At 62.2% G+C, this 25,782-nt stretch carries 25 protein-coding genes and 1 pseudogene; 19 read left to right on the top strand and 7 right to left on the bottom strand.

Annotated elements, in window-relative coordinates:
- Positions 1–111 precede the first annotated feature (111 nt).
- The 4 genes from CKW39_RS00550 to CKW39_RS15645 all read left to right on the top strand — a co-directional run bounded on the left by CKW39_RS00550 (position 112) and on the right by CKW39_RS15645 (position 4,433).
- Positions 112–924 carry an SDR family NAD(P)-dependent oxidoreductase gene (locus tag CKW39_RS00550; RefSeq protein WP_095796626.1) on the top strand — a complete coding sequence of 271 codons (813 nt, stop codon included), beginning with the start codon at positions 112–114 and terminating at the stop codon, positions 922–924.
- Positions 925–956: 32 nt separating this feature from the next.
- Entirely contained in the window at positions 957–2,171 is a 1,215-nt protein-coding gene (locus tag CKW39_RS00545; RefSeq protein ID WP_095796254.1) for a serine hydrolase, read from the top strand.
- A 10-nt stretch (positions 2,172–2,181) separates the two neighbouring features.
- Positions 2,182–4,038, top strand: coding sequence for a cytochrome P450 (locus CKW39_RS15650; protein WP_254049203.1), 1,857 nt, complete (start codon positions 2,182–2,184; stop codon positions 4,036–4,038).
- Positions 4,039–4,151: 113 nt separating this feature from the next.
- Positions 4,152–4,433 (top strand): 2Fe-2S iron-sulfur cluster-binding protein, encoded by a 282-nt coding sequence (locus CKW39_RS15645; protein WP_254049202.1) that lies wholly within the window; start codon positions 4,152–4,154, stop codon positions 4,431–4,433.
- A gap of 24 nt (positions 4,434–4,457) precedes the next feature.
- Here CKW39_RS15645 and CKW39_RS00535 read toward each other — a convergent pair whose 3' ends face one another.
- The 3 genes from CKW39_RS00535 to CKW39_RS00525 form a co-directional block, all read right to left on the bottom strand.
- Entirely contained in the window at positions 4,458–4,988 is a 531-nt protein-coding gene (locus CKW39_RS00535) for a TetR/AcrR family transcriptional regulator (protein ID WP_216823134.1), read from the bottom strand.
- 263 nt (positions 4,989–5,251) lie between these two features.
- Entirely contained in the window at positions 5,252–6,100 is an 849-nt protein-coding gene (locus CKW39_RS00530) for a CAP domain-containing protein (RefSeq protein WP_254049201.1), read from the bottom strand.
- Positions 6,101–6,596: 496 nt separating this feature from the next.
- On the bottom strand, positions 6,597–7,478 hold the full coding sequence (locus CKW39_RS00525; protein ID WP_095796625.1) for a pseudouridine synthase: 882 nt from the start codon (positions 7,476–7,478) through the stop codon (positions 6,597–6,599).
- A gap of 157 nt (positions 7,479–7,635) precedes the next feature.
- On the opposite strand from CKW39_RS00525, the gene idi reads away from it, so the two are divergent.
- From idi to CKW39_RS00510, 3 genes are all read left to right on the top strand, one after another.
- Positions 7,636–8,178: an isopentenyl-diphosphate Delta-isomerase gene (gene idi / locus CKW39_RS00520; RefSeq protein ID WP_095796251.1), complete on the top strand. Its 543-nt coding sequence runs from the start codon at positions 7,636–7,638 to the stop codon at positions 8,176–8,178.
- Between the two features lie 46 nt (positions 8,179–8,224).
- Positions 8,225–9,397 (top strand): glycoside hydrolase family 76 protein, encoded by a 1,173-nt coding sequence (locus CKW39_RS00515; RefSeq protein WP_095796250.1) that lies wholly within the window; start codon positions 8,225–8,227, stop codon positions 9,395–9,397.
- Between the two features lie 80 nt (positions 9,398–9,477).
- Positions 9,478–10,020 carry an NUDIX hydrolase family protein gene (locus tag CKW39_RS00510; protein ID WP_016997788.1) on the top strand — a complete coding sequence of 181 codons (543 nt, stop codon included), beginning with the start codon at positions 9,478–9,480 and terminating at the stop codon, positions 10,018–10,020.
- Between the two features lie 221 nt (positions 10,021–10,241).
- Here CKW39_RS00510 and CKW39_RS00505 read toward each other — a convergent pair whose 3' ends face one another.
- Complete coding sequence (locus CKW39_RS00505) at positions 10,242–11,309, bottom strand: FUSC family protein (protein ID WP_095796249.1); 1,068 nt, start codon at positions 11,307–11,309, stop codon at positions 10,242–10,244.
- 82 nt (positions 11,310–11,391) lie between these two features.
- Here CKW39_RS00505 and tgt point away from each other — a divergent pair, with 82 nt between their 5' ends.
- The 4 genes from tgt to CKW39_RS00485 all read left to right on the top strand — a co-directional run bounded on the left by tgt (position 11,392) and on the right by CKW39_RS00485 (position 16,638).
- Positions 11,392–12,675 (top strand): tRNA guanosine(34) transglycosylase Tgt, encoded by a 1,284-nt coding sequence (gene tgt, locus CKW39_RS00500; protein ID WP_095796624.1) that lies wholly within the window; start codon positions 11,392–11,394, stop codon positions 12,673–12,675.
- 143 nt (positions 12,676–12,818) lie between these two features.
- Positions 12,819–14,588, top strand: coding sequence for a biotin carboxylase (locus CKW39_RS00495; RefSeq protein WP_254049200.1), 1,770 nt, complete (start codon positions 12,819–12,821; stop codon positions 14,586–14,588).
- Positions 14,589–14,619: 31 nt separating this feature from the next.
- A complete protein-coding gene (locus tag CKW39_RS00490) occupies positions 14,620–15,783 on the top strand; it encodes a serine hydrolase (protein ID WP_095796622.1) in 1,164 nt (387 codons plus the stop codon).
- Entirely contained in the window at positions 15,784–16,638 is an 855-nt protein-coding gene (locus CKW39_RS00485) for an MBL fold metallo-hydrolase (RefSeq protein WP_095796248.1), read from the top strand. It begins immediately after the preceding gene.
- Positions 16,639–16,697: 59 nt separating this feature from the next.
- On the opposite strand, the gene CKW39_RS00480 is transcribed toward CKW39_RS00485, so the two are convergent.
- A complete protein-coding gene (locus CKW39_RS00480) occupies positions 16,698–17,444 on the bottom strand; it encodes a queuosine precursor transporter (protein WP_095796247.1) in 747 nt (248 codons plus the stop codon).
- Between the two features lie 130 nt (positions 17,445–17,574).
- Between CKW39_RS00480 and CKW39_RS00475 the strand changes: the two genes are divergently transcribed.
- From CKW39_RS00475 to CKW39_RS00440, 8 genes are all read left to right on the top strand, one after another.
- On the top strand, positions 17,575–18,402 hold the full coding sequence (locus CKW39_RS00475) for a hydroxymethylpyrimidine/phosphomethylpyrimidine kinase (RefSeq protein ID WP_095796246.1): 828 nt from the start codon (positions 17,575–17,577) through the stop codon (positions 18,400–18,402).
- 228 nt (positions 18,403–18,630) lie between these two features.
- The gene (locus CKW39_RS00470; protein ID WP_095796245.1) at positions 18,631–19,296 is read left to right on the top strand and encodes a TetR/AcrR family transcriptional regulator; all 666 of its coding nucleotides are present in this window, start codon (positions 18,631–18,633) and stop codon (positions 19,294–19,296) included.
- A 59-nt stretch (positions 19,297–19,355) separates the two neighbouring features.
- Complete coding sequence (locus CKW39_RS00465; protein WP_016997782.1) at positions 19,356–19,649, top strand: type II toxin-antitoxin system VapB family antitoxin; 294 nt, start codon at positions 19,356–19,358, stop codon at positions 19,647–19,649.
- A gap of 149 nt (positions 19,650–19,798) precedes the next feature.
- Positions 19,799–20,524, top strand: a complete 726-nt coding sequence (locus tag CKW39_RS00460; RefSeq protein WP_095796244.1) for a GAF and ANTAR domain-containing protein — start codon at positions 19,799–19,801, stop codon at positions 20,522–20,524.
- Positions 20,521–20,871, top strand: a complete 351-nt coding sequence (locus tag CKW39_RS15565; protein WP_216823132.1) for a hypothetical protein — start codon at positions 20,521–20,523, stop codon at positions 20,869–20,871. Before CKW39_RS00460 ends, CKW39_RS15565 begins: the two co-directional genes overlap by 4 nt.
- A gap of 70 nt (positions 20,872–20,941) precedes the next feature.
- Positions 20,942–21,676, top strand: a complete 735-nt coding sequence (locus CKW39_RS00450) for a GAF and ANTAR domain-containing protein (protein WP_095796243.1) — start codon at positions 20,942–20,944, stop codon at positions 21,674–21,676.
- Positions 21,677–21,794: 118 nt separating this feature from the next.
- On the top strand, positions 21,795–22,157 hold the full coding sequence (locus CKW39_RS00445; RefSeq protein ID WP_095796242.1) for a hypothetical protein: 363 nt from the start codon (positions 21,795–21,797) through the stop codon (positions 22,155–22,157).
- A complete protein-coding gene (locus tag CKW39_RS00440; protein WP_095796241.1) occupies positions 22,154–22,447 on the top strand; it encodes a hypothetical protein in 294 nt (97 codons plus the stop codon). The genes CKW39_RS00445 and CKW39_RS00440 overlap by 4 nt, the downstream gene beginning before the upstream one ends.
- A 10-nt stretch (positions 22,448–22,457) precedes the next feature.
- Here the strand turns inward: CKW39_RS00440 and CKW39_RS00435 are convergent.
- Both CKW39_RS00435 and CKW39_RS00430 read right to left on the bottom strand, forming a co-directional pair.
- Positions 22,458–24,127, bottom strand: a pseudogene (locus tag CKW39_RS00435) (FumA C-terminus/TtdB family hydratase beta subunit).
- A gap of 112 nt (positions 24,128–24,239) precedes the next feature.
- Positions 24,240–25,574 (bottom strand): plasmid pRiA4b ORF-3 family protein, encoded by a 1,335-nt coding sequence (locus CKW39_RS00430; RefSeq protein WP_158222887.1) that lies wholly within the window; start codon positions 25,572–25,574, stop codon positions 24,240–24,242.
- Positions 25,575–25,782 lie beyond the last annotated feature (208 nt).

The raw sequence follows: 25,782 nt of genomic DNA, 5'->3' as shown, positions 1-25,782 counted from the left end.
CAGTCTTCTTCAAAACCTAGACAGGTGTCCACTTTTCTGCCAAGCTACCCGGAAGATGTGAGCTGGCGCACAGCCATGCTGCATGGTGATTTCCAACGGATGGAGAAACACATGGATCTGGACGACAAAGTTGCAGTCATCACGGGAGCAGCGTCAGGCATGGGTCTGGCCGCCGCGAAAGTCCTCACCCGAGCGGGCGCCATCGTATACGGAATGGACCTTCGCCAGGAAGCTTTGGACGCAGACTTCGCCCGACTCGAAGGAGCCCAAGGATTCGCGGTAGATGCCTCCGACTCGAACGCGGTGAATGAGGTCTTCGAACGAATCAATAAGGACCACGGAAAGTTGGACGTTCTGGTCAACGCGGCGGGAGTCTCCACACCCAACAGGGAGAAGCAAACCTGGGTCGATGAGATCAACGCCACCATGATCGAGTCCTTCAAGACCGGTGAACCGTACAACCCCGAGTTCCTGCAGGGAATCAGCGACGAAGACTTCGACCGGGTGGTCGCCATCAATCTCAACGGCACGTTCTACACGATCCGCGCGGCCGCCCCTCTCTTGAAGAAGGCCAGCGGCGGGTCGATCATCAACTTCGCTTCGGTGGCCGGATTGATCGGGCTTCCGATGCCGGCGTACTACCCGGCATCCAAGGCCGCCGTCGTCGGTCTTACCAAGGCCGTGGCCGCCGAACTTGCCCCCTTCAACATCCGCGTCAACGCCCTGGCCCCGGCCGGCATCAACACACCCATGTTCACCGCGTCAGGTGAGGATCACGTCCAGGCACTGCTGGCGCTGCAGCCGCTCAAGCGCGTGGCCGAACCCGAGGAGATCGGGCAGAAGGTTCTGTTTCTCGCCTCTGACGCCGGAGCCCATTACACGGGACAAACCCTGTCGCCATCCGGCGGCGCCCTCATGCTCTGAGATTCACCTCAATTTTCGAACGGAGCCACTCGATGCAGCACACCTCCACCCAGGTGACCACACCCACAATCTCCGAGGTACCCGGCCTGGGCCGGCATTTCTTGGAGGTCCTCGACGAGACCATTCGCGAGGACATCTCCCGGGGCGATTATCACGGCGCCAACATCGTGGTGGCCCGCCACGGTCAAGTGGCCCTTCGCGGCAGTTACGGCCTGGCAGACATCCAGACGCAGCGCCCCACCAGGTCTGACGACGTTTACCGCATCCTTTCCATGTCCAAGGGGTTCACCAATGCCCTGATCTACCGGGCACTGAGCGAAGGCCGGCTGATGCTGTCCACCCGCGTGGTCGACCTGATCCCCGAATTCTTCGGCACCGAGCCGTTTCGCGCCGCCCGCAAGGACCGGATCAACGTGGCACATCTGTTGACTCACCGCGCAGGCATGCCCGCCACGCCCAACCCCGGGGTGGGCCCGGAAGGATTCGCAGTGTTGGCGGACGTCATTTCCGCGCTCTGCGGCGTGGACGTGGTGCATGAACCGGGCACCAATCTGAACTACTCCGCGGCCATCAACCATGCGCTCTTGGGTGAGATGGCCCGCCGCGCCTACGGTGCGGAGTCCTTCCGTGAGCTCATGCAGGACAAGATCTTCACCCCCGTAGGCATGAAGAACACACGCTTCGGAATGCCCGCTGAACTTGCGGATCGCGCGGTCCCCCTGAAGGTCATTGTGGCCAATGACTCCTGGCTCAAACCCGAAGACATCGAATGCCTCAATGAGGTCATCGACCGACCGGATGCCGAGATGCCATGGGTGGGTGCCGTCTCGACCATCGACGATGTCTTCGCGTTCACGGAAATGCTGCGGCACCGCGGCCGCACCGCATCCGGTGAGCAGATCATCGGGGAATCAGTATTGGACTTCGCCACCACCAATCAGACGGGCGACCAGATCAACGACCTTTACGGAATGGTGGCCGCCGCCAGGAAGTGGGAACTTCCCCCGGGGAACATGGGATTGGGCATGGCGTTGGCCGGGACGGGTACACACGCGCGATTCTTCGGTCCCTTCGTCTCCCCACGAACCTTCGGCTCCTACGGCGCCGGGTCGTCGTTGCTGTGGGTGGATCCCGTGAGCGATGTGTCGTTCAGTTTCCTCTCGTCAGGGGTGATGGACGAGGGCGACAACGTTGCACGTTTCCAGAAACTGTCCACGATCGCGGCTTCCGCCGTGTCCGACAACTAAGGATTGCGCCATGACCACGATTGACGACGCCGCTCGCCCCGCCGGGCGCTGCCCGGTCGCGCATGGTTTCGATGCCATGGGCGACGACTACTACAGGGACCCAGCCGGCCATCTGGCCGAAGTTCGAGATGCCACACCGGTGTTCTGGTATCCGTACCTCAACGCCTGGATCGTGACCAAGCGCGACGATTGCCTGGAAGTCCTCTCGGATTGGAAGACCTACTCATCAGCCGCCAATTCGGCCGCGGACGCGCCCGAGAAGTACCAGGACATCTATCCTCCTGAGCTCGTAGCAAAAATGATCGTCGGTCAAGATCCCCCGGGACACACCGAAGCGCGTTCCGTGGCTCAACGCGGGTTCATCAAGGAACACATGGACCGGCTTCAACCCGAGATCGAGGCCCGTGCCCATCGCATCATCGACCGCTTCGAAACAAACGGATCCGCCAACCTGCTCGAGGAGTATTCACTGGAGCTGACCACGCAGACCATCATGGCTCTGCTGGGCCTGGACTACGAGTACGAACCCATGATGCGCCAGTTGCGAGACGATCTCTTCTCGGTGTTGTCCTCTGCCCACGAGCCACTGCCCGAGCCCAAACGCTCGGAAGTGTGGGACCGGTTCGTCCGAGCAAACCTGGTACTGAGAGAGATCATCGACTCCCGCAGGGATTCCGATGCGGACGACATCATCTCCGTCATGGCATCCGCCCGCAAGGATGACGGCTCCTTTGCCCTGCCCACGCCTCAGATCGCGCTGCATGTCTCCGAATTCGCCGCGGCGGGTACGGACACCACGGCCCAGGCAATGACCAATGCCGTGATCTTCCTGTCCCGGAATTCCGGCGCCCTCCAGGATGCGATCGCGGAGCCGGAGTTGTGGCCTCGCGCTTTCGAGGAAACCGTGCGACGTCGCCCTTCTTCCACCTTCACGTCGAGACGGGCCACGCGCGCGGTCACCCTATCCGATGTCACGGTCGAGGAGGGGGACATGATTTGGGTTGCCCTGGCATCCGCCAATACGGACCCGGAGCACGTGGAGCGGCCCTTCGAGTTTGATATCCATCGGCCCGACCCCACCGACCACCTCGCGTTCACGGCCGGGCGGCACACGTGCCTGGGCAACCCCCTGGCCCGCGTCCAGGGGGCAACTGGCCTGCGCGTACTGTTCGAGCGTTTGCCCTCGCTCCGGCCCGATGACACGGCGGAACTGGATTTTCTCCGCATGGCCCTCTTACCCGTTCGGCGATCTTTGAACGTGCACTGGGATGTTGCGGACGTGGAGCGCTCCAAGGAACGCACCGTGCGGACCCTCAACCTTGAGGTTCTGGACCGAACAGAAGCATCGGACGGAGTGGTCACGTTGACCCTGGGTCACCCCGACGGCGGTGAACTTCCCACCTGGCGCGCTGGCGCGCACGTGGACGTGCACGTTCCCAACGGTGAGCTGGAGCCTTTCGTGCGGCAGTACTCCTTGTCCTCCGATCCGGGGGAGACGAACGTTTACCGCATCGGTGTGCTCAAAGAAGTCTCCGGGCGCGGAGGCTCCGAAGCCTTGCACGAGACGTTGCTTCCAGGCTCGCGCGTCACGGCCTCGTGGCCCCGTAACAACTTCAGGTTGGCGCCCTCTCCGAAATACATCTTTGTCGCCGGTGGCATCGGCATCACACCCATCCTGGCGATGATCCGGAGGCGGAGCGTGCCGGGGCGGACTGGGAACTGGTCTATGGCGGACGCACTCGGTCCTCGATGGCGTTCCTGTCGGATCTCGCGAAGTACGGCGATCGGGTCACTCTGGTTCCGCAGGATGAACTCGGAATCATTGACCTGCCCGGATTGCTCGGCGAAGTTCGTGAAGAAACGTTGATCTACGCGTGCGGGCCCGAACCCCTCCTGCGAGCCGCGGAAGAGTGTGCCGCCCACTGGCCCAAGGACTCTCTCCGCCTGGAGCGATTCGCGCCCAAGGTGGTCGAACGTACAGTGCCCGACACTCCTTTCGATGTGGAGTTCGCAGCGTCAGGAACCACCGTGACCGTAGGAGCGGACGAGACCATCCTGGATGCCGCCGAGCGTCAGGGGTTGCCGGTGATCTCGTCGTGCAAGACCGGCACGTGTGGCACCTGTGAAACCCCGATTGTCGCCGGTCAGGCGGACCACCGGGATTCAATCCTTACGGCCTCAGAGCAGGAGACGAACGAGACCATGATGATCTGTGTGTCCCGCGCTGCCGTCGGCTGTCCCAAGCTGGTGTTGGATCGCTGATCTACAACGCCAAGAAGGGCCGGGCTACTCGCCGAAAAGCTGCGCCCATTGGCGCGCTAAAGAGGCAAGTACCCGGTCCTCGCGCTCTCTGTGACCACGGATGTACAGGAAATAGAAATTTCGTTCCAGGCTCATCATGAGAGTTGTCATGTGAACTTCCCGATCTAACCGTTCTTCCTGGTTCCGGCAATCCCTATAGAGAGCGGTCTGACGGCTCGAAATTCGACGCCCCAGCCCTAGCCATTCATCCAGAACTTCTGGGTCCGTTGCCATCGCTCGATTGATGGCCTCGAATTCCGTCGAGTACCGGATCCACATGTCGCGAGCCTCATCGAGCCATGCTTTCATGGCCTCGCAACTGTGCGATGACATCTGGTCAAGACGGTCGTAGAGACTGGCTATCAAAGTCTCGATTTCCTGCATTCGAGCCATAATGATTTGTGGTTTGCTCTTGAAGTACAAGTATAGGTTCGCGCGACTACTACCAGCGGCGGACGCAATCTGCGCCATGGAAGTCTGCTCGTATCCACGTTCTTTGATGAGCTGCAATGCCACATCCACGAACCGCTGTCGCGTTTGGACGCTCTTAGCGGTTCGGTCAGTCATATGAGCTCCGAAGTGTGGTCAGTCACTTGCAGGTTGGCGCTTTCACCTGGTGGCGACGGGCAGTCGTTGACGAGTCTAACCAAGGCACCGGAATCGTCAGTCGAGATCCCTCAGAAATACGTTCACACGGATCAATTCCAAAGGCTTCAGCCAACCTACCCGTGGTGCACCGCAGTTCGCGAACCATCTACGGTGCACCACTTGTGGCTCTTCTAGCGCGTAACCCAGGTTCTCCCGGTCACCGAGGACCAGTGAGCTACGTAGCCATTGGAGAAGCGCTGCTGGACTTCGGTACCGACTCGATACTCATCCGTAGTGGGATACCCCCAGCCGCGCTCGTATCCCGACTTCTTCCATGCGTTTCCGATGGCACCGGTTTCAACAACCGCCCGCGCGCCAGTGGCCGGGGACCACAAGATCTTGTGTCCGACCCCTCTAGAGTTGCGGAAGCTCTGGTAGGCGCCGCCGTTGATCAGTCCACCGCGTTCGTTCATCGTGGGGGTTCCGACAACGCCGGTTCCGCCCAGGGCACTATGCCGAGCCTTGATAGCGCCCTTGACCGTGTAACCACCAATGTTTTGAGGCGCTGTTGAGTATGTTGGGCTCTTTTTATTGGACTGCGTAGCGACCCCTCCGAGAAGACTTCCCGAAACGGTGGTGGACACATCTTTTGGACCCGCGCCTTGCGGGAATCCGTAGGAAACCACGGTGCCGACCAGGCGCCACCCGGAACCGGTGCGGGACAAAGAACCGTCCACGTGAGTGAGCCCAATTCCAATGACCTTCATCTTCGGATCGGTCAACACCTTGTTGTGTCCGTTGGAACCCTTCCACCACTGCACAAGATCAGTGACCGAGTTCCTGTAGGAAAGCGCGTGGATTTCCCCCACCGCGTTGTACCCGGCGGCCCGAGGATCGGTCAGAAAGGTGTTGCTGTGATTGATGACTTCCTGCTGGACCAGTCGGTTGGACTGCCCCTGTGCAATGCCGGACAGGCTGGCCGAGTATTTCACCGGGGCCAAACCCTTAGATGCGCGGTGAGCATTAATTTGATTGAGCATGTTCTGAGCATCAGCTGCGCGGGTTGACTGAGACACAGAGACAATGTCGTTGGGAGCAGCATTCGCCGGCGCTGTGGCGGTCAGACCGCCGAGCATGATGCATGCTGCGGTCGCGGAAGTGAGCAGTCGATTGCTCGATTTACGTTTGGGGGCGGCATGTTTGGGGGTGCGGTACTTGAACATCAGTATCGGGCCATTTCGTCGTCGGGCGCAGAGAAGTGCGCAGAGTCAACTAAAGACCAGACGAAATTGCGCACGGGGGGTTCTGCGTCAAAGGAGCGGTTCAAAAAGAAGAGCACCGTCCACCGGGAGGTGGCTGGGGGGAAGAGCCATCGTTGATACTACACACATTGACGTTATCTTGTCGTTATTAATGGTTTTTCTGGAACCAAATTTCCCCGTGGAAGTGAACAATCGGGAAACGACGGGAAGTATCGCCACAGTGACTGACGTTAGTGGCGAAACCACGTTCATTGCCCGCACCCCATAGTTATGACTAGCCTGCCACCGCCGCATGACTACTCGGCGTCAAGCGAGAATCGATCATCACGGATTCCCCCGTCATCGGATGCACGAACGTCATGGAACGCGCGATCAACTGCATGGGGTTGTCCGGGTCTTCCACATCGAAGTCATTCAGCGGCACCGGGTACAGCTTGTCGCCCCGCAACGGCAGCCCCAAAGACGTCATGTGCACGCGGATCTGGTGGGTGCGTCCGGTCAGTGGCCGAACTTCGTAGAGTCCCCACTCACCGGACTCATCCGTGAAGGAAACCAGCAGCCGAACATCCGTGATCGCATTGACCTCCCCCGGATCCTCGCGGGCCTGCAACTCACCCTGCGTCTTGTTGATTCGCGATTCCACGCGCACCGGTTCGGCATCCACTCGCCCGTTGAGCGAAGCCACGGCCCAATACGTCTTGGACACCGACCGCTGCTCGAACATCTTGTGGAAGGCCCCACGATGCTCGCGCCGTTTGCACAGCAACAGGACCCCTCCGGTGGAACGGTCCAGCCTGTGCAGTGCGGAAATCTCGTCGTTGGCGAACTGCACGCGCCCCGCGACCACCGCACTGCGGCGGACGTTCTCTCCCTTGGGGGTACTGCACAGCCCATGGGGCTTGTCCACGGCGATGATCCACTCGTCCTCGTACAACACGTCCAAGGTGACGGGAGCGGCGTCGTCGTCGGGAATGGGACGGTGGAACCACACGGAAGCGCCCGGAACGTAGGGCGAAGAAGTCGTGACCACGGTGCCGTCGTCGGAACGCACTCGACCAGCCCCGACCTCGTCCGCGAACCACGCGGCGCTGTCCGGGAACCGCTGCATCACGTAGGAGACGGCGGTTGCGGGCAGCGAACCGAGCGATAGAAGCACAGGGTCAGGCGCGCCCGGCCCCGGCATGCGAACCCGCGTGGGCCCCACCCCGCGGTCCATGGGCAGGGGCGGTGCCGTGCGTCGTTTCCTCATATCGTGTGAGACCAGCCAGCTACCATGGCCTGGAACCTAACACACGACTTAGAGGCGGCCCATCGTGACCCAGCAGACCACCGCGGAGCACGTGGTGCTCCTGGATGACCAGCATCAGCCCACCGGCACCGCGCTCAAATCGGAGGTCCACACTGAGGACACTCCCCTGCATCTCGCGTTCTCATGTCACGTGCTCAATACCAAGGGCGAGGTCCTGGTGACCCGCCGCGCGCTGAGCAAGAAGACCTGGCCGGGCGTGTGGACCAACAGTTTCTGCGGCCACCCCGGTCCGGACGAGCCCTTCGAGACGGCCATCGCTCGCCGCGCGCAACAGGAACTCGGCTTGGAGATCCGCAACATCGCCCCCGTGATTCCGGAGTTCAGCTACCGCGCCACGGACGCGTCCGGGATTGTGGAGAACGAGTTCTGCCCGGTGTTCGTGGCCATCACCGATTTCGAGCCCGAGCCCGTGGAGTCCGAGGTCTCCGAATACGCCTGGGCCACCCCGCAGGACCTGGCCGACGCCGTCCAGCGCGCGCCGTTCGCGTTCAGCCCGTGGCTCGTCTCCCAGATCGCCGAGCCGGAGTTGCAGGCACAACTCGGCTAGCCGGTTAGGCTCGGACCGTCTCGTTTTCCGGCCCAGGAGCACTGCCATGTCCGAATCCCCGGCGTACCGCGCCGCCAAAGCCGCGCACTCCGTGGATCGCCTGTTCGGCTCCCGCGCCCTCCGCGTACCGGGCACCTACCTGGGCGCCGTGGCCTTCCCCCACCCGCGCGTGGGCCCGTGGCACTACTGGTGGCAGGCCCACCTCCTTGACGCGCTCGTCGACGCCGCCGCCCGCGAGCGCCGCGCCGGTCACGACGACGACGCCGCCCGCCTGCGTTCTCGCGCCCACCGTCTGTTGCGCGGCATGGCCATCCGAAGCGGTGGCCGGGTTACCAACAACCTGTTCTTCGATGACATGGCCTGGCTCGCCCTGGCCTTGGGACGCCTGCGCGAGGAAGACCTCGAGGCCACCGGCACGTGCGGCAAGGACGTGTTGAGCGCGGGCAGTTCACTCATGAACCGCCTCGAATCCGGTTGCGACTCCAACCTGGGCGGCGGTACGTGGTGGAACACCACCCGCGACTACAAGAACACCGCCGCCACGGCTCCCACCGCACTTGCCCTGCTGCGCACCCACCGCGTGGCCGAGGCCCGCGACCAGTTGAACTGGTTGTTCGACACCCTGTGGGATGACGAGCGCGGGGCCTTCCTGGATGGCATCCGCTTGGTCGCCGCCGGTTCCGGCACGGAAACCACCTCGGTGGATCGCGCGCTGTACAGCTACAACTCCGGCCCGGCGCTCGGTGCGGTCCTGGAACTGGCCGAACTCACCCGGGACCCGGCCGAACGTCAACTGTGGCTGGACCGCGCTGCGGCCATCGTCCACGGCGCGGCCAAGCAGTTCACCGTGGACGGTCCCCACGGAAAACCGGTCCTGCGCACCCACGGCGGAGGGGACGGCGGGCTGTTCACCGGGATCCTGGCGCGCTATCTGGGCCAGGCGGCGTCGTCGGAATTGCTGGATCCTGACGCGCGAGCAGTGGCCCGTGAATTAGTCGAAGAGACTGCCCGGGCGCTGTGGGACGGCCGACGCGAATTCGACCCGGCCGAGGACTTTTCCAAGCCCGTCGCCCAGCGCGAAGAGGGCGAGACCGTGGCCGTGTTCTCCCCCGAACCGGCACGTCACTCGAACGAGGCGCAACGCGTGGGAGCCCCCGTGGAACTCGGCACGCAGGTGCAGGCATGGACCGTTCTGGAAGCCGCCGCGCTGCTCTCGTGAGGTTCGGCTGTGCGCTGAACCACCCCGCGAAACCGGCGCTCGGCATAGCCGTAAAGGGTGCGCTGGGGTAGAAACACTGTATGAGTTCTGTACGTACTCCGGACCCCAATCCAGGCTGGCTCAGTGAGGACGACCTCAATCATGCCCGGTCGCTGCTGCCCATCGTGTACATCCAGGCCATCCCCGTGCGCTTGGACCCCCTCGGCTGCATTTCCGAGATCGGCCTGCTGCTACAGGGGACTTCGGAAGGCCACATGGTGCGCACGTTCGTCTCCGGGCGCGTGATGTACCGCGAGACGGTGCGCGCGGCGCTGCTGCGGCACCTCGAGAAGGATCTGGGCTCGCTCGCGTTCCCGCAGATGCCGTCCTCCACGGTCCCGTTCGCGGTCTCCGAATTCTTCCCGTCTCCGTCCGAGACCGGCCTGACCGACGATCGACAGCACGCGGTGGCCCTGAGCTACATCATCCCGGTGCGCGGCGAATGCGAGCCGCGCCAGGATGCCCTGCAGTTGTCGTGGATGACCCCGGACGAGGCGCTGTCCCCGGACGTTCAGGCCGAGTTCGAAGGCGGCCGCGGGGATCTGATCCGCCAAGCCATCGCGCACGCCGGCTGGGGTCGCTGAGCTTCACCGCCGAGTCTCACCACCGACGACGCCGCTCGGTCGCGTTGTCGCGTGTTCTCTCGCCCGAGAGCACCCGCCCGTGGACATTTGAGGTCGAGGATCGCAGCTGAACATTTAGGGCAGAGGAACGCACCGGGAACCCGGTGTTTTCTGCGAACCCGTGCCAGAGATGTCACCGAGGAGCGGCGTCGAACCCGGCCGGTGCACGAATCATGCGGGCGTCAGTCTTGCGGCTCGTCCCCGTTGGCCGCTTGACGAATCAGGGGAACGGCACGGGTGTCCGCCTCGCGTTCGGACCGGGTGCGGAAGATGTACACGACCGCCAGTCCGCACACCGCTCCGATCACGGTTTCCACGGCGCGAGCCTGCAGCAGGGAGAGCGCCTCCACGGGGTGGGCCAGCTGCGTCATGAGCAGAGCGAGCGGGGTGATGAACAACAACGCGATCGAATAGTTGCGGCCGATGAACAGCTCCGCCAGGAACTGCAACAGGATCACGAACACCACGATGTGCCACGTGTCCAACTGCAGAGACAGCAAAAAGGCCGTGACACCCACGCCACCCAGAGTGCCCACCATGCGGTGCACGCCGCGCTGGAGCCTGGCACTCAGATCAGGGGCAGCAATCGGCGCGGCCGCCGCGACCATGGCCCAGTAACTGTGCGACAGTCCGCTCATCATGCCCAAGGCCCCGGCAACGGAGGTCGCCAGGAAGAACCGACCCGCATGCGACCACAGTTGACCGGTCGTAAGCCCGTGATGGGCGGGCACGGAGGCGATGGGACCGTGAACACCTTCGCCCACCCATTTTCCGGCCAACCCGAGCACCACGGAAAGCCCTGCGGACAAGGCGGCGATCAGACCCGCGACCCACAGAGGGGCGGCGTCGGGCAGGGAGCCGATGGCCCCCACCGCAAAGATGAAGAACAGCGACCCGGCCGGTTTGAGGGTGAGGTAGGCCGCCACGAGTGCGCCTAATCCCGCCACCACCGCGGTGACCCCCAGCGTCACCACCTGCGCGGCACCCAGGTTGGACAGCAGCGCACCCAGCAAGATGCACACCAAGAGAATGAGACCGGCCTGCGACTGGTGCTTGAACCGATCACGGATAGGTTCGTTGCGTGCGTAGATGGAGGTGAAAGCGCCGAAGGCCGCGTAGATCGCCAGATCCGTCCGGTCGAGGGCCAGCAGAACCAGCAGGGGTATGGCCACGGACAGCGCAATACGCGCCGCCGGAATGTGATCCCGCTGTGATGGCGGGAGGGCGAAAAACTGGGCAACCGTGCTCACCTGAGTGCGGCCTACCTCTCTGTCTGGAACGTTGAACCGGGCCCATTCTCTCGCAGTCGCCGGGAACCGGCACAATGGTGTGGTGCCTACGCCCAGTACCGAAACTTCCAGCGCTCCCTTCAGCTTCGAGATCGAGACCCGCCTGCGGGACAGCTCATCCCCCTCGACCGAACAGATCCAGGCAAATGGGGGCCAGTTCCAGGGCCGCACCGGCACGATCCACACCCCGCACGGCAATATCCAGACGCCGGCGTTCATCCCCGTGGCCACCCAGGCCGTGGTCAAGGCCGTTCTGCCGGAGTCGCTGGCTGACGAGGGCGCTCAGGCCATGCTCGCCAACGCCTATCACTTGTTCCTCCAGCCCGGCGACGACATTCTGGACGCCGCCGGCGGCCTAGGGAAGTTCATGAACTGGCCCGGCCCCACCTTCACGGACTCGGGCGGGTTCCAGGTCATGTCCCAGGGTTCGGGCCTGGGCAAGGTCATCGACATGTCCACGGTCGAGGAACCGCTCGGCGACGACGACATCGCCAAGGGCCAGGAACGCATGGCCAACGTCGACGACGACGGCGTGTGGTTCCGTTCTTACATCAACGGTGACCTCCACCGGTTCACCCCGGAGATCTCCATGCAGATCCAGCACAACTTGGGCGCGGACATCATGTTCGCCTTCGATGAGCTGACCACGCTCCACAACTCCCGGGGCTACCAGGAAGAGGCGTTAGAGCGAACTCGGTTGTGGGCGCTTCGCTGCATCGCGGAACACCAACGCCTGACCGAGGAGCGCTCCCACAAGCCGTACCAGGCGCTGTTCGGAGTTATTCAAGGTGCACAGTACGAAGACCTGCGCCGGAAGGCTTGCCGAGATTTGGCCACCATGGGCTTCGACGGATTCGGCATCGGCGGAGCCCTGGAAAAACAGCAATTGGGAACAATTGTTCGCTGGTGCACCGAAGAGTTACCGGAAAGTACACCGAAACATCTTCTGGGCATTTCCGAACCCGATGATATCTTTACGGCAATCGACAACGGCGTGGACACCTTCGACTGCGTTTCACCCACCAGGGTGGCGCGCTCATCAGCCGTCTACTCCCCGACCGGACGGTTCAACCTGACCAACGCACGTTTTGCGCGGGACTTCACACCGATCTCCGACACGTGTCCGTGCTACACATGCGCCCACTACACCCGGGCGTACTTGAGGCACTTGTTCAAGGCCAAGGAACGCAACGCCGCGACCTTGGCATCCATCCACAACGAGCGGTTCATCCTGGACATCGTGTCCGGAGCGCGCGACGCGATAAACACCGGAAATTATTTCGAATACCGAGATAAAACTCTCAGGAATTACTACCAAATGCAATGATCACCTTACTGCTACTCTCCCTGTCGCGGTCCCGCCGTCTGAAATCTTTGTACTCAAACCCCGGGACACGCCGCACTGTGTTGTACACCACATTCGCGGCCCTGTATAAACGGGAATCACAGCGATCCGGAGGGGTGGTCAGCATGACCGAGAACGAGGACCAAACTGGCGTGGACTTGGATTCCACGCCCACACCCGCGCAAGATGCGGCCAATTCCGGAGTGGGGGAAACACTCGCCGGCACTCCTGCTAGCGAACCCGTAGACGGAGAATTCAAAGCACCACCCACCGGGGGCCTGTCCCTGGTGGATCCCCGCGAAAGTGAACAACCCGCCAAGGGCGTGATCCCCGGCAGGCCAGCCTCCGTAGACGAAACGAACGAAGTCACCGCTGGCGGTTACGGCGTGGGTGTTGATGCAAAATATGTCCCGCCCAGCATGGCTGGACCCACGCGACGCGTACTGCGCAATATCTCTGAGGTGCGGCACTTCTTCCGCGTCAACGACACCCCCGTGTTCTTCGTGGGTGCCACCCCGTTCAACCTGCTGGGCCTGGACCGCTGGGTGCGCAACCTGTCCTACATCTCGTTCTACGACGGCTGGGACGGCGCACATCCGCGCATCTTCACGCCTAAGAACAAGCCCGCCCGTGAGTTCGAGTCCGGCGAGGACATCAACAACTGGCTCCTGCGTCATCACGAGGTTCGCGCGCTGATCGATTCCCGCACGCCTCGGGGGACCCGACCCAAGATCGCTCTGGTCTTCTTCAACGAAGAGACCGAGGAGATCTGCGAGGAACTCGGGTACGACCTGATCCTGCCCAAGGCGGAGCTTCGCGAAAAACTGGACTCCAAGCTGATCACCACGCGCCTCGGCAACGAGGTGGGAGTGCCCTCGGTACCGAACATCCTCACCACGGTGGACTCCTGGGACGAGCTCCAGAAAGAAACCACCGAGAACGGCCTCGGCACCGACCTCGTGGTGCAGACGGCCTACGGCGACTCCGGCAAGACTACGTTCTTCATCAAGTCCGAAGAGGACTGGAATCAATACAAGGACGAGATCGTCGGCCAAGAGGTCAAGGTCATGAAGCGCATCAACAACTTCCCTGTTGCGGTGGAGGCGGTGCAGACCGACGCCGGCACCATTGTGGGCCCGTTCATGACCGAGTTGACCGGATACCCGGAATTGACCCCCTACCGCGGTGGCTGGTGCGGCAACGAGACCTTCCCGGACGTACTCGACGACGAGACGCGCGCCGTGGCCTCGGACATGGTCCGCAGACTGGGTGACCGCCTGGGTGAGGAGGGCTACAAGGGCTTCTTCGAAGTGGACGTGCTCATCGACCTGGACACCAAGGACGTGTACCTGGGTGAGCTGAACCCGCGCATTTCCGGAGCAACATCCATTACTCAAGTCACCGCCGGTGCATACGCGGACGTCCCCCTGTTCTTGTTCCACATCCTGCAGTACATGGATGTCGAACTGCAGTTGGACGTGGACGAGATCAATGAACGCTGGGCCGAGCTGGCTGCCGTGGACGTGTGGAGCCAGGCCGTGGTCAAGGAGATCTCCCCGGGCGTTGCCCGAATCGATAAAGCGCCCCGCACTGGCCAGTACTTCGTGGACGCTGACGGAGGCCTCGTTTACCGACGCCCGGCGCTAGACTGGCACCAGCTTCAGAACTCGTCGGAAGTCTTTTTCATGCGGATCTACGGTCCCGGCGAGTTTCGTTGGAAGGGCGCAGATCTGGGCATCATCGTGTCGATCGGGCGATTGCAGCGTGACACCGGCAATGGCACCGCGCTGAGCATTCGAGCCAAGCATTTGATCGAATCCTTCCGAGACATGTACACCGTGACTCCCCTGGTTCGTCCTGCAGGGGCCAAGGGATCTGCAGGTTTGAAGGCCTAGGTTGCTCAGCGAGACCAGCGGCTCCCCGGGTATGGGAGTCACTCTCAACAACTGGCAGACCCCCGAGCAACTCGCGTGGTCGTTCCAGCACATTGCGGACATCCTGCCCACCGCGGCCATTTCGCGCGCCGCGGCACCGGCAGCTCCGTTCGAGAGTACTCCCGCACCCGTGGAGAACCTCCCCCTTGTCACGGTTGACGGTCGATTTCTCACCGTGGGCGAAGTCATGGACTGGACCTACACCGACGGCTGGTTGGTCGAACATGACGGCAAGATCCTGGCCGAGCATTACCCCGGTGGCATGGCTCCGGGCACCAAGCACTTGCTGATGTCCGTGAGTAAGTCCCTGGTCTCGCTCGTTGCAGGATCACTCTGGGGCTCGGGCCTCCTCCACCTGGACGCACCCGTGACCGCCTACGTACCGCAATTGGCATATTCGGGGTACGCGGGCGCCACTGTGCGGAACCTCTTGGACATGCGGACGGGCGTGCGCTTCTCCGAGGAGTACACGGACCCGGATGCAGAGGTCCGCCAGCTCGAGGAAGCCATCGGGTGGAAGCCCTGGACCCACCCCGGCCCGCGCAGCATGTACGAATTCCTGCTGGGCCTGAAGAAGGTCCGCGAGCACGGAGGCGTGTTCGAGTACCGCTCGGCGGAAACCGATGTGCTCGGTTGGGTCTGCGAGGCCGCCGGCGGTGCACGCATGCAGCAGTTGATGTCCCGCATGCTGTGGAGTCGCATCGGTGCAGAAGAGGACGCCAACATTGGTGTGGACAGCACCGGCACCGGCATGTTCGACGGCGGCATTTCCGCCTCCCTGCGCGATATCGCTCGAGTGGGCCGCGTGGTCCTGGGTGACGGTGTGTCCATGACCGGCGCCCGGGTGACCCCCGCGGAATGGATCTACGACACCATGGCGGGTGGCCCTGATTCCCGGCAGGTTTTCGCGGATTCCCCCACGGACACCCGGATGCCCGGCGGCATGTACCGAAACCAGTTCTGGATTCCGCGCGAAGGTTCGGACGTGATCCTTGCCCTGGGCATCCACGGACAAATGATCTATATCAACCGCCCGGCCCGCGTGGTCGCCACCAAGCTCTCGAGCTGGCCGGTGCCGCAAGACGCGTGGATGCTGCTGACCACCCTCACCGCCTTCGACACCATTGCTGCGGCCGTGCAGGAGAACCGGATCTAAATGGACACGGACCAGCCACACGCCCACCCCGGCGAGCTTCGCCGGGTCAGCGCGTGCGCGGGAGTGATCCTGGCGCCCAATCCCGGGCCCATGACGTTGGACGGAACCAACACGTGGATCCTGTCCGCGCCGGGTTCCGATCCGGAGCATGCCCATTACGGCAGTCACCCCTCGGCGCAGGGCCGTGGTTCGTGGCCCGGCAGTGATGTCGTGGTGGTGGATCCCGGGCCGGAGGATCTCGGCCATCTCAAGGCGATCGTGGATGTCGGTAACGTCGTGCTGATTCTGATCACACACCGCCACGGTGACCACACGGACGGCATCGACCGGCTCCACGAGCTGACGGGCGCCCCCGTTCGGGCGGCACTACCTGATCACTGCCGGGACGGCGAACCGCTCAGCGATGGAGACACGATCGTGGCCGCAGGAATGCGGATTCAGGTCATCGCGACCCCCGGCCATACGTCGGACTCCGTGAGCTTCAGAATTCCGCACGACGAACCGGAAACCATCATCACCGGGGACACGATCCTGGGCCGCGGTTCCACCATGATTGATTACCCGGACGGCTCACTCGGCGATTACCTGCGCTCGCTCAACGTCTTGGGTCGGCATTCGGGTGCCATGGTGCTGCCAGCCCACGCCGGCCCGCTGCACGATATCCAAGAGATTTGCGAGGAGCTCACTGAACACCGCCTGGAACGCCTGGATCAGGTGCGTTCGGTGCTCAACGAGCTGGGCAGCGGCGCGAGCCTCGAGGCCATCACGGACGCCGTCTACGCGGACGTACCGGAGGGAGTCCGCCGCGCGGCTGAGCACTCCATCGCCGCGCAGCTCGCCTACCTCGGCTACTGACTGAGTTTCAGTCCCGATCTCACACTGCGGCCGCACCCCAATGGGCCGAGACCCGTGAACTACGCGCGGGTTTCGACGTCGCTCCGAACCGTTCCGTAGCTCGGCTCGCGGCGCTTGATCCACCCGATCACGGCGTACGTGACGGGCATGAGGAGCACCTCGACCAGGCACTTGTACACGTAGCCCACGATCACGTAGTTGAGGAACCCGGACCACGAATCGATGCCGATGATCGGTGCCGCGATCGAGCAGAAGATGATGGTGTCGACCAGCTCACCCACCATGGTGGAGCCGATGAGGCGGGCCCACAGGTGCTTCTCCTTGGTCTTGGCTTTGACCTTGACCATCACGTAGGCGTTGAGTAGCTGGCCGACCAAGTAGCCCAGTAGCGAACCGACCACAATGAGCGGGACCGGGCCCAGCACGGCTTCGAATGCGCTCTGGTTCTCGTAGAACTCAGCGGGCGGCAGGATGATCACGATCCAGAACACTGCGGAGGAGAACGCACCGAACACGAAGGACGTGATGATGGCCTTGCGAGCAGCCCTGAAGCCGTAAACCTCGGACACCACATCGCCCAGCACATAAGCCAACGGGAACAGGAAGAACCCACCGTCGGTGATGATGGGACCGAACTCCACACCCTTGGTCGCTCCGATGTTGGAGAGCACAAGGATCACGCAATAGGCGGCCAGAATCAGGTCGAAGTACGTACGGGGGCGGCGCGCGAAAGCGGGGCCGGCGGCGTCGGGCGCGGACGCGGTTGAGGAAACGTCACGGGTGACCGGGGTGGCGGAATTGGGCACGACAAACTCTCCACGGAATCAAGGGAACTGGTGCGACGTCGTCTGCCACCCGGCGTCGTGGATCAGTGTAATGGTTACGCCTGTTGCGTTGAATTCGCGAGCACGGGGATTGCAGGAGCACAATATCCCCATGACTGAACTTTCCCGCCCGCAACCTCCCGTTGCCATGACGATTGCCGGTTCCGAAGTCACCGGCGGGGCCGGCGCGCTTGCGGATATCAAGACTTTCACTTCGCTGGGAGTTTTCGGCTCCCTGGCGCTGACCTGCATTGTGGCGTTCGATCCGGAGAATGACTGGGCCCATCGCCTGACTCCGGTTGACCAGGAGACCCTGGCCAATCAGCTGCAGACCATTTCTGCCGCGTACGACCTGGACGCCGTCAAGATCGGCATGCTCGGTTCACCGGACACGATCCACACCGTGGCCAAGGCCATGACCGAGCTCAAGCCGCGTCACTTGGTGCTGGACCCCGTGCTGATCTGCAAGGGTCAAGAGCCCGGCGCGGCCCTGGACACTGATCAGGCGCTCAAGGCCGAGGTGCTGCCGTTGGCCACGTTCGTGACGCCCAACCACTTCGAATCGTTGTCGCTGTCCGGCATGAACGAGATCAACAACGTGGAGGATCTCAAGGGAGCCGCCAAACGCATCCACGATTCCTCCGGCGCCACCGTGCTGGCCAAGGGCGGCGTGCGTCTGTCCGGCCCGGACGCCGTGGACGTCTTCTACGACGGCTCCGAACTCGAGGTGCTCAGCGAACCCAAGGTGGGCGAGGTTCCGGTCTCGGGTGCGGGCTGCTCGTTGGCCGCCGCGGTTGCCGCCGAGCTGGCCAAGGGCGCGTCCGAGATCGACGCAGCTCGCACCGCCAAGGCGTTCGTTTCCGCCGGCATCCGCCACCGACTCGATTCTCACCTCCCGTTCGAATCCCTGTGGCAGGGCGGGCTCGCCGCCGAGTCCTGACTCCCACGATCGACGACGCCGCGCGCACCGGTTCCCCACGCTGGGGCCGGCGAGCGCGGCGTCGTCGGCATTTCGGAGCACAAGCGGGACGTTTCCTGAAAGATCTCAGTGAGATCGCTGCGCCTGGATTACATCTGGCACCCCGTGCCGTTGAATGTAATGACAGACCGTCACCCGCCTAGGTCAGACCTTCCCCGCTTTACTGACAGAATCAGATAAGGTGTCATCATGCCCCGCATTACAGCCTCCAGTAACGCCGCCCAGCGAGAGCGCACCCAGCGTGCGATCCTCACCGCGTTTGGAGAACTGCTCTACACCCAAGGGCTCACCGATCTGACCATGACCCAGGTGGCAAAGACCGCGGGCGTGGGGCGCACCGCCGTCTACAACTACTTCGCGGACATGGGTGAGCTGCTGGTCGCCTATGCGCTGGACGAGACCGAACGGTTCGTCGCGGATCTGGAGCGGGATCTGACCGAGACCGACAATCCCATCGATCAGTTGGGCATCTACGTACGGGCACAGCTTGAGGACATGAGCCGTCGTCACTTGCCCCCCGGCGAGGCGATGAAGACCGTGCTCGCACCCGAGGATTTTGCCAAGCTGGGCGCGCACGTGGGCAAGCTCCAAGGGGTCCTGGTGGGCATCCTGGAACGCGCCATGTCCGAGGGTTACCTCCCCCGCACCGATCCCGCCCAGCTCACCCAGCTCGTGCACGGTTCACTCGCGTCCACAGCGGACCGCAGTCATGGCGCCGAGAGCGAGCGAGCTCAGAAGGAACGGACCGATGCGACCGTTCTGTTCATCCAGCGTGGCCTGGGCGCCCAGTTCGATCAGAACTTCCGCCCCGTTCAGTTGCCTTTGGCGCGACCGGCCTTGAGCGTGGTTTCGTAAGAAGTCCCCCCATCGGAACCACACCTCATCGCAGGAGCGCAACACATTAGGCTGAACCAATGATCTTCAAGGCCGTGGGCGATTCACGCCCCTACCCCGAACACGGCCTGGTCACACCCTCTGACTGGTCGAAAATTCCACCCAAGCAAGTGAGACTCGCCGACCTGGTGACCACACAGTCCATGCTGGATCTGTCAAAACTCCTGGACGCCGATTCCACTTTTTTCGGTGACCTTTTCCCGCATGTCGTCTCCTGGAACGGCACGCTTTACCTGGAGGACGGCGTCCACCGTGCCCTCCGTACCGCGCTCCACCATCGCTCGGTCATCCACGCGCGGGTGCTCGAGCTCTAAGAATCACCTGTCACCTTCCCGAGTGAAACCGCACTTCCCGAGTACAGTGGTTCGTAAGTTGATTTTCTGACTTCGGCTGGAAACTCGCATATCACTTTGGGGCAGATGCCATCCCACTTTGACCGGCCACCCAAAGAACGGCGCACATCATGTCATTTGATTCCACACCCGTTGAACTCGGTAGGATCTTCGCGCACCTGTCCGGGATGATCCTGAACGAGAAGGACGCCACCTCTGCGGCCAGCAAACTCGCTTGGGCCGCTCATCAGACCGTTCCCTCCGCAACCGGCGCCGGCTTCTCCCTCCTCGATGAAGATGGCAAGCGACTATCCAGTGCTTCCACCGATCCCACCGTGGAGGCGATCGACGCTCTGCAATACGAATTGGGACAAGGCCCCTGCTTGAGCGCATGGGCAACCGGTGAACCCCAACGTGTAGACGACACCGCCACCGAAACCCGCTGGCCGGATTGGATCGGGGCCGTGTCCTCCATGGGGATCGGATCGATCCTGAGCTCCCCCATGATTTACCGAGGACGTCATGTTGGTGCCTTGAAGGTCTACGCGGCAGAGCCCCATGCCTTTGGCGAGACAGAGGTGCACCTTCTAGGATTGCTGGCCGATGCCGCTGCCACGCTGCTGGGCACAGCGCAGAGCATCGACACCCCGGTGCGACTGAGTAAAGCGTTGACGGACGCTTTGACCACACGGGACACCATCGGCTTGGCTGCGGGTGTCCTCATGGCTCAGGAGCATTTGAACCGGGATGTAGCGCGCACCCGTTTGCTGGAACGGGCGAGAACCAGCAATCGCCGCGTCATCGACGTGGCCTCCGAAATCTTGACTGATTGGGAGAAGCAGGGCGAATCACCGTGAAATCACATGAGTCCGATGACGCTTCTGTCGGCTACGAACAGGCGCGACAGTTATTGGCGACCATGCGCGCAGCCAATATAGACCAAGGTCGCTTGTGGCTGTACTTCTTCAGCATTGGTGGGAGCATCAGCGAGTTCGAGATGGACGCCTTCCTCCACCACTCCTTGGTCCTGCCGCGCCTCCAACGCGACCTCCTCGCCCAAGCCGCTAATGAACTCCTCGCAGAGCAGGCTCCCCCTCGGGCTCCGTACTCGGCCGATATCCTGCGCCGTCGAACCTCACCGGTTGACGGGCCGACTCCCGATGAACGGGAAGACCCTGAAGGCAAAGAGGTCGTGGAAGACTAGACTGGGCTGAAACTTCTGGCCCCGAATCGATCCGTTCGGGGAGTTCGGCACAGCTGCAAAGGAGCAGTCCATGACCGACCGCGAGGCCGACGACCTTTCACACGAGCAGATCCAACAACTGCTGCTCGACAGTGAAAACATCTCCGAATTTCTCAACGTTTTCACGGTCAACCTGGCCCGGACTATTTCCGATAACCGGAACGAGGTCTATTGCTCAGTGACCCTGTTGCGCCCCAAGCGCACCACTCCAACGGCTTCTTCGCACGAGCTCCTGGAAGACCTTGATGAGCTCCAGTTCCATCACGGCGATGGTCCCTGCCTGACCGCAGCCCGGGACAAACAGGTGGTGTACGTCCCCGATACTCGATCGGATACTCGCTGGCCGGAGTATGGGAAAGCCGCGGCGGAAATGGGAACCTACTCGATTCTGGGGGTACCCATGGAGCTGGAAAGCGGGGCCGCCGCGGGACTGGATGTCTATGCGACCCGTCCCCGCGCCTTCGACGTCCCCGCAGTGGAGCTGATCGAGCAGGAAGTCGCGGCCGTCTCCAGCGCACTGCGTCTCGCTTTGAGGTTGGAAAGTCAGCGGGACGTAGAAAAGGACCTGACGGCCGCCATCAACTCACGCACGGTGATCAACCTTGCCGTGGGGATCGTCATGGGACAGAACCGATGTTCGCAAGGTGAGGCCGTGGATATCCTCACTGCGGCCTCCAACCACCGCAATATCAAGCTGCGTGACCTCGCCGCCGAGCTGGTGGCAAAAATGGGCGGCGGGCCCGGTCGCACTCATTTTGAACGTTAACACTTTGCGTCCAAATTACCGCTTATCTGGGAAAACGTTCCCTACTCACTGGTAGTCCATTGGGCTTAGCTGTAGGTCAAGCCGCGGCCACCCCCTAACATGGAGGAAGGCTGCACGAGTGGACCATAAAATTTCTGTAACCGTCCAGATCGACATGGACGGAAAAAATATCCGGATCATCACCGCAGGATGCCTGACCAGGTTTAGCCAGTCGGCTCTTCTGCCCCTCATCCGCCGGGCTCGCAAACTCACGCCCGGCATTCACGTCACCGTAGACGCAACCCCCACGCGCCATGTTGACGCGGCTGGATTGGAGTTGCTGCGCGATGCCGTCGATAACGAGGTATCCCTGGGCAACGGGCCACCCGTTCAATTCGTGGTTCCCGCCCACCTCCCCCGCCATCACGCAACTGTCGACATAGGCGCATCGAGCACTTACACGAGCCTGGTAGCAGCGCCCCACAAGGAAGGTGCATCATGAGCGAAATCATCATTCCCACGACCCCCTCGAGCACTCCCCAAAGTGCGCCCACTGACTCCCGACGGCTCGACCCCGCCAGCACCTTCCTGGCTCCAGCAGATCAGTTCCCCAGCGAGCTGGCAGACCTTGACTTGATGACGGTAATGGCCCTTCACGGCCGGGTATGTCGGCAGCTCGAACGCGAATACCTCACCAATCCGGAGGGCGCAGATCCTGCCACGCTGGATCGCGTCGAGGAATTGACCGAAGAGCTCGATGAGCGCCAAAAGTACGCATCGGACTTTGACTAGGCCCGAAACATCAGGGGTGATCTACCAGCCGAGTGCGACCCAGGGGGACAACGGTCGCACCTCCATCCTGGAAGAAGTCGTTGCCCTTGTCATCGACAACGACAAAAGCGGGGAAATCTTCCACAGTGATCTTGAAGACTGCTTCCATTCCCAGGTGTTCATAGTCGAGCACCTCGACTGACGTGATGCAGTCCTGAGCCAACCGGGCAGCCGGTCCGCCCACCGAACCCAAATAGAAGCCACCATGGCGTTCACACGATTGGGTCACGGAGGCGGACCGGTTGCCTTTTGCCAGCATCACCAATGAACCACCCCGCGACTGGAAATCTTCGACGTATCCGTCCATCCGGCCACCAGTGGTCGGCCCGAACGATCCGGACGCCATGCCATCCGGAGTCTTGGCCGGCCCGGCGTAGTAAACGGGGTGTTTGAGCATGTAGTCGGGCAGGTCTTCGCCCCGCTCTAGTTTCGCGCGCATTTCCGCGTGGGCGATATCGCGGGCCACGATCAGAGTCCCGTTCAGGGATACTCGCGCCGACGTCGCACTGGCTCAGTCGCTGCCGAATCTCGCCCATCGAGGTGTCCAGGTCAATGGTCACCACATCCTCCGGACCGGTCAGTTCTTCCAGCCCCGCGCTCGGGATGAACCGGGCGGGGTCCCGCTCGAGCTGTTCGAGAAAGACTCCGTCCGAGGTGATCTTCCCCAGCACCTGACGGTCCGCCGAGCAGGACACCGCGAGCGCCACGGGGAGCGAACCGCCGTGGCGTGGCAACCGGACAACGCGCACATCGTGGCAGAAGTACTTACCGCCGAACTGGACGCCCAATCCCAGCTGCGTGGTGAGTTCGAAGACTTTTTCCTCGAAGTCCATGTCGCGGTAGCCGTTTCCCAGGCCTTCACCGTGATCGGGCAGGGTGTCCAGGTAGTGGGCGGAGGCCAGCTTGGCGGTCTTCAGCGCGAACTCCGCGGACGTACCACCAATGACAACCGCCAAGTGATACGGCGGGCAGGCCGTCGTCCCCAGGCTTTCGATCTTCCCCCCGCAGGAAGTCCAGCATCCGCTGCTCATCCAGGAGCGCTTTGGTCTCCTGGTAGAGGAAGGACTTATTGGCACTCCCACCACCCTTGGCCATGAAGAGGAACTCGTACTGCGCTCCTTCACCCAGCGAAACCTCTATCTGGGCAGGCAGATTGGTTCCCGTATTGACCTCGTCCCACATGGAGACCGGCGTCATCTGGGAGTACCGCAGATTGAGCTCCTGGAAAGCGTCAAAGATGCCGTGCGAAAGGTACTCGGCGTCCTTGCCGTCAGTGATCACCCGGTGACCCCGCTTGGCCGCAACGATCGCCGTGCCGGTGTCCTGGCACATGGGCAGAACACCCCCGGAGGACACGTTGGCGTTCTTCAACAGGTCCAGGGCCACGTAGCGGTCATTGGGTGAGGCCTCCGGGTCGTCCAGGATTCGCCGCAGCTGTGCCAGATGATCGGTCCGCAAGAAATGGGATACATCGCTGAACGCCTCGTAGGCCATCGCTTTGATCGCGCTCGGGTCCACCTCCAGCCACGATTCGCCGCCCATCTCGCGGAGCCGCACACCATCTTTTGCAACGAGGCGCATCTCAGGCTTCTGCGGGCGGCGGGGAAGTTGGTCCACGTAGTGAAATTCAGGCTGACCCATATCAATATATTGGCATAGCGAACAATAGCCGGCTAGAGGTATCGAGCATCACTTGCTGCGATAGACACCTTGATGAGTAGTGGTGAGAGGTTGGAGTTCAGAAGACCCATCATTATATTGAATATCTAAGAACATCCGGGCGGAGCAGCGCGGCTTGAGCCAGAGCCAGGGAGCCTTCCTGGGAAACAATCGAAAGCTCCCATGCATCCCGCCCAAGCGCGCATGCTGTATCCCGGGTGACCTCATACACCTCGAACGCGGAGACTGGAGACTCACCCGGCGGGGCCCAGCCGAGCAGCATCAGCTGGTCGGCTACCCAGTCGCCGTAGGTCGAATCGGGTATACCAGCGGCTCGGTGGAGTAGGCACAACCACCCAGCGTGACGGTCGAAATCGTCCCGGCCCAGGGGCAACTTCATGGCGATGTAAAAGAAGAGTTCACGCGGGTCGCCTGACAGCTTCATTCCGATCTGCGTCCGACTGAGCTCTCCTTTGCGGACCTTCAGCAACCCCAAGTGTGTGAGGGTCCGCCGGTAGTCCTGAACTGGTCTTGTGTGTTGCTCTCTATTGTTTTGACCTATCCACGACGGCACGCCCAGGGTCGTTGCCAGCCGTTTGACCACGGTGGGTGGGAGCCAACCCGCCTTACTCAGCGTGACGCCGTCATCAACCGCGTCCAGGAGCAGTTGAAACGGCCGAACCGCGTCGGCCATTTCTTGTTCCGTGGGCGGATGTTGGCTGAATTCGGTCATCTGCAACGTCACGAGTAGTTCTTTCCGCGTAGCAGATGAGTCGATCAGCTCGATCAGCTCAGGCCTTACATCGTCCAGTGGCTGCGGATTCATCAGCGCGTTGACCACGCGGTTATGCCGGTCCACGTCGAAGCGTTCCGGATCCCATCCCGGTGGGCACCAATCCAACAGCATCCGTTGATGCTCATCAGGGCTAGTCGCCTGGCGAGCCCGCAAGAGTTCGCCATAGCCGGGGATCCCTCCACAATCCTCGGGTGGGCAGGCCCGGGCCCCGTCGAGCACATGGGGCACCGTGGATTCAATGCTCGGCAGGATCTCCTCGAGAGTAATTCGATGTTCCCAACCGTCCCCGAAGTCATAGTCGTACATCAGCTCGTCACCGACTGAGCACAACACCTGGCTGACGCGCACGGAGCCCTCATGAATGCCCGCGTCTGAACCCTCGATCAAGTCGATGTTCGTGAGGAACGGCGCATTGTCTTCAACTCTGAACGAGTGCAAATGGCAATCCAGCCACCCCATAGCGGCGTTGACGATCGTGTGGAGATCGGGCAATCGAGCATCCTGCCCCACGCGGATGCGCCGCCAAATGACTGGCTCTATTCCAAGAAGTTCAACCCTGAGCACGACATCCCCAGGATTCGAGGCTGGCTCCGCCAACTCAGGGGGCGCATGGACACGACGACCGAAAGACATGCTTCGAGTCTGCCGGACATCCGTCATCGTGAACAGGTCATGTCAGGCATGGGCTGAACATCAGCCTCACGGTGATCAGCGAACTCACCCCTCCCCGGGACTCGCGTCGCCAGTACTCCGCAACACAGCAGCCCGCCACCACCAAGTTTTTACTTCCCCGCCACGACCTGGTCGTTTATCGCGCTTATGCTCAAGGTCACTGTGTGTT

It is taken from the genome of Kocuria sp. WRN011 (genome assembly GCF_002295155.1).
GTDB classification, from domain to species: Bacteria; Actinomycetota; Actinomycetes; order Actinomycetales; family Micrococcaceae; genus Kocuria; species Kocuria carniphila.
The sequence above is the reverse complement of the archived record's forward strand: the minus strand, read 5'-3'. Positions and strand labels throughout refer to the sequence as shown.

Bases quoted from the DNA above. Each gene is read 5' to 3' on its own strand.
- CKW39_RS00515 (WP_095796250.1), top strand. From the start codon at position 8,225: ATGTCCGAATCCCCGGCGTACCGCGCCGCCAAAGCCGCGCACTCCGTG.
- CKW39_RS00475 (WP_095796246.1), top strand. From the start codon at position 17,575: ATGACTGAACTTTCCCGCCCGCAACCTCCCGTTGCCATGACGATTGCC.
- CKW39_RS00510 (WP_016997788.1), top strand. From the start codon at position 9,478: ATGAGTTCTGTACGTACTCCGGACCCCAATCCAGGCTGGCTCAGTGAG.
- CKW39_RS00470 (WP_095796245.1), top strand. From the start codon at position 18,631: ATGCCCCGCATTACAGCCTCCAGTAACGCCGCCCAGCGAGAGCGCACC.
- CKW39_RS00545 (WP_095796254.1), top strand. From the start codon at position 957: ATGCAGCACACCTCCACCCAGGTGACCACACCCACAATCTCCGAGGTA.
- CKW39_RS00460 (WP_095796244.1), top strand. From the start codon at position 19,799: ATGTCATTTGATTCCACACCCGTTGAACTCGGTAGGATCTTCGCGCAC.
- CKW39_RS00465 (WP_016997782.1), top strand. From the start codon at position 19,356: ATGATCTTCAAGGCCGTGGGCGATTCACGCCCCTACCCCGAACACGGC.
- CKW39_RS00490 (WP_095796622.1), top strand. From the start codon at position 14,620: ATGGGAGTCACTCTCAACAACTGGCAGACCCCCGAGCAACTCGCGTGG.
- CKW39_RS00530 (WP_254049201.1), bottom strand. From the start codon at position 6,100: ATGCTCAATCAAATTAATGCTCACCGCGCATCTAAGGGTTTGGCCCCG.
- CKW39_RS00430 (WP_158222887.1), bottom strand. From the start codon at position 25,574: ATGTCTTTCGGTCGTCGTGTCCATGCGCCCCCTGAGTTGGCGGAGCCA.
- CKW39_RS00440 (WP_095796241.1), top strand. From the start codon at position 22,154: ATGAGCGAAATCATCATTCCCACGACCCCCTCGAGCACTCCCCAAAGT.
- CKW39_RS00495 (WP_254049200.1), top strand. From the start codon at position 12,819: ATGACCGAGAACGAGGACCAAACTGGCGTGGACTTGGATTCCACGCCC.
- CKW39_RS00485 (WP_095796248.1), top strand. From the start codon at position 15,784: ATGGACACGGACCAGCCACACGCCCACCCCGGCGAGCTTCGCCGGGTC.
- CKW39_RS15650 (WP_254049203.1), top strand. From the start codon at position 2,182: ATGACCACGATTGACGACGCCGCTCGCCCCGCCGGGCGCTGCCCGGTC.
- CKW39_RS00550 (WP_095796626.1), top strand. From the start codon at position 112: ATGGATCTGGACGACAAAGTTGCAGTCATCACGGGAGCAGCGTCAGGC.
- CKW39_RS00450 (WP_095796243.1), top strand. From the start codon at position 20,942: ATGACCGACCGCGAGGCCGACGACCTTTCACACGAGCAGATCCAACAA.